The sequence below is a fragment of the Rathayibacter sp. AY1H3 genome (assembly GCF_002932015.1).
Map to the genome: position 1 here is coordinate 1 of NZ_PSUU01000092.1, position 2,569 is coordinate 2,569.

Here is a 2,569-nt window from a genome sequence, read left to right on the forward strand (position 1 = left end):
CGCAGGACGCCCGGCCCGGGCAGCAGCCGGTGGTCACGCAGGAGGACCGCGCAGCGATCGCGCGCTACGACTACCTCCTCCGCACCGCCGACCCCGAGCAGCTCGAGCAGGTGCACCGGGACGCGTTCGCGAAGCTGACGACGGCGCAGCGCACCCAGGTCGAGGCGCGCCTCCGCGACGAGCTGCCCGCGAACGAGCAGCCGCGGTCCTCCGCCCCCGAGGACCTGGCGCGCGCGGCGACGCGCGGCGAGGCGAACGATCCGGGGTTCCTCAAGAAGATGTTCTCGAAGCCGGGGACCCGCGGCGCCCTCGCGGGTGCCGGCGTCGGAGCGGCGGCGGGCATCGGGCTCGGCGCGGCGGGCGGACTGCTCGCGGCGGTCGCGGGCGGCGCCGTGATCAGCAGCGTCGCCGGTCCGCTGCTCGCGCAGGCGTCCGGCCTCGGCTTGGACTTCGAGAACCTCGCCGGCGGGTTCGGCGATCTGGGCGACTTCGGTGACATCACGGGCGGCGCGGGAGAGTTCGTCTCCGGTGCGGGTGAGCACGTGTCCGGGCTGGGGGAGCAGGTGTCGGAGTTCGGCTCCGACTTCCAGCTGCCGGGGCTCGGCGACCTCGGGAACCTCTTCGATCGCTAGGCGGACGGGACCGGAGCGCGCCGGCGGCGGAGGAGCGGCGACTCGATCGCGAGCGCCGCGCCGACGACGAGCAGCGCGGCCCCCACGATCGCGACGGCGGTCGTCGACCAGTCGGGGAGGTCGACCACCGTCGTGCCGTCGAGCAGCGTCCATTCGCACGCCGCGCCCAGCGGCCACCACGACCAGAAGCCGCGGACCAGGTCGCCTGCCTCGGGCGGGACGCCGCCCAGGCTGACGCTGCAGACGTCGTCGAAGCCCTGACGGTCGATGTTCGCGTACTGCAGCGGTACGAGCGCGAGGGCCGCGAGTCCGGCGACGGCGAGGACGAGGCCGGCGAGCAGGGCGAGACGCGCGGCGGTCAGGCGCTTCCTCGCCGGCGTCGAGGCGGGGGCGGGCGGCGTCTCGGTCATCGTCCGATGGTGGCACGCGTTCGTGGGGAGCAGGCATGTGCGCGGGATCGGCGCCGAACAGCGCGGAGGCACGGGGCGGATGCGTCGGAGCCGCTCCTCGACCGCAGGCGCCACGGACGTCGGCCGACACAGCGGCGACGGGGAGCCCTCGGCGTCGTACCCTCGACTGCATGGGGTTCGTCTTCTCGCTGGTGATCATCGTCCTGACCGTGCTCGCGCTGGTCGACGTCGTGCGGCAGCCGGACAACGTCATCAAGAACCTGCCCAAGATCGTGTGGATCCTGCTGATCTTCTTCCTCCCGCTCATCGGCGTCTCGCTGTGGTTCCTGCTCGGGCACGACTGGAAGCGCGGCGACGGCGGATCCTTCGTGCCGGGCGGCCGAGTGCCCCGCCGCCGGAAGCAGGCGCCGCCGCCGATGGTGGTGCGGCCCGCTCCGAAGAGCACCGAGGAGCAGCTCGCCGACCTCGAGCGCGAGGAGGCGCACTACGCGCGGCTCGCCGAGGAGCAGCGTCGCCGCCGCGAGGGTGAGCGGCCGCTCGACGCGTGAGCGGCCGCTCCGGAGGCCGCTACTTCGAGAAGTTCGACGCCGCCCACTGGATCGAGGCGATCTTCGCCTGACCCGCGACGCTCGGGTGGAAGTAGTCGGTGGTCCCGATCAGGCCCTTGGTGACGGGGGTCGCGGTGAGCGCTCCGCCGTCCCAGTCGCAGAGCTGACCGGCGGCGCTGCACGCCGTCTGCAGTGCGGTGTTGTACTGCGTCGTCCGCGTCCTCGCGGCAGCGGCGGAGGCGGCCGCGGCGGTGCTGCTGAGCCTGCGGCCGGTGGAGCTGACGCCGCGCGTGGTCCGGCAGAGGTCGCCGCCCGCCCAGACGAGCGCACCGACTCCGGTCTTCACGACCGACCACTCGGAGGCCACGTTCGGCATCGACGAGAGGACGATGCGGGCGGAGGGCCACGTGGTGCGGATCTTCGTGATCGCGGCGGAGGCTCCGGTGCGGAACGTGCTCGCCGGGGTCATCGTGTAGCCGTCGGAGGCGACGCGGTTGTCGGGCGAGCAGAGGTCGTTGCCGCCGATGAGCAGGGTGACGACGTCCGGCCGCACGCCGGCGGCGACCGCGGCGTCGATCCGCGAGGGGACCTGAGCGACGACGTCGCCGGTGGTGGCGAAGTTCGCGGTCGTGACGGTGGTGCCGGGAAGCGCGGTCCGCAGGCGCGAGGCGAAGGAGTTCACCGAGGAGCTGGTGCCGGTGGACCAGTTGTTGCGGGGGCAGTCCGCGAAGGAGCCGCAGGTTCCGTAGGCCTGGGTGATGGAGTCGCCGAGGCTCAGCACCGAGAGGGTGGCGGGAGTGGCGGCGGCGGCGGCCTGCGCCGGGAGCAGCGCGGCGGCGAGGGCGAGCGCGGCTCCGACGGCGAGGGCGCGGACGCGGCGGCTCGGGGTCGGCGGTGCGGAGGAGGTAGTCGTAGCGCGCGATCGCTGCGCGGTCCTCCTGCGTGACCACCGGCTGCTGCCCGGGCCGGGCGTCCTGCG

General features: G+C 74.0%; 3 protein-coding genes and 1 pseudogene. 2 read left to right on the forward strand and 2 right to left on the reverse strand.

Annotation, left to right across the window (positions count from 1 at the left end; all coding sequences use genetic code 11):
* Window positions 1-632, forward strand: a pseudogene (locus C5C33_RS18735) (hypothetical protein); the annotation flags it as partial.
* Here C5C33_RS18735 and C5C33_RS18015 read toward each other — a convergent pair.
* On the reverse strand, window positions 629-1,042 hold the full coding sequence (locus tag C5C33_RS18015; RefSeq protein ID WP_104261785.1) for a hypothetical protein: 414 nt from the start codon (window positions 1,040-1,042) through the stop codon (window positions 629-631). The pseudogene C5C33_RS18735 and the gene C5C33_RS18015 sit on opposite strands and share 4 nt — an antisense overlap.
* Before the next feature lie 170 nt (window positions 1,043-1,212).
* On the opposite strand from C5C33_RS18015, the gene C5C33_RS18020 reads away from it, so the two are divergent.
* A complete protein-coding gene (locus tag C5C33_RS18020) occupies window positions 1,213-1,590 on the forward strand; it encodes a PLD nuclease N-terminal domain-containing protein (protein WP_104273107.1) in 378 nt (125 codons plus the stop codon).
* A gap of 19 nt (window positions 1,591-1,609) precedes the next feature.
* Here C5C33_RS18020 and C5C33_RS18025 read toward each other — a convergent pair.
* Window positions 1,610-2,569 (reverse strand): GDSL-type esterase/lipase family protein (locus C5C33_RS18025; RefSeq protein WP_104261787.1); only part of this gene is annotated, 960 nt, incomplete at its 5' end.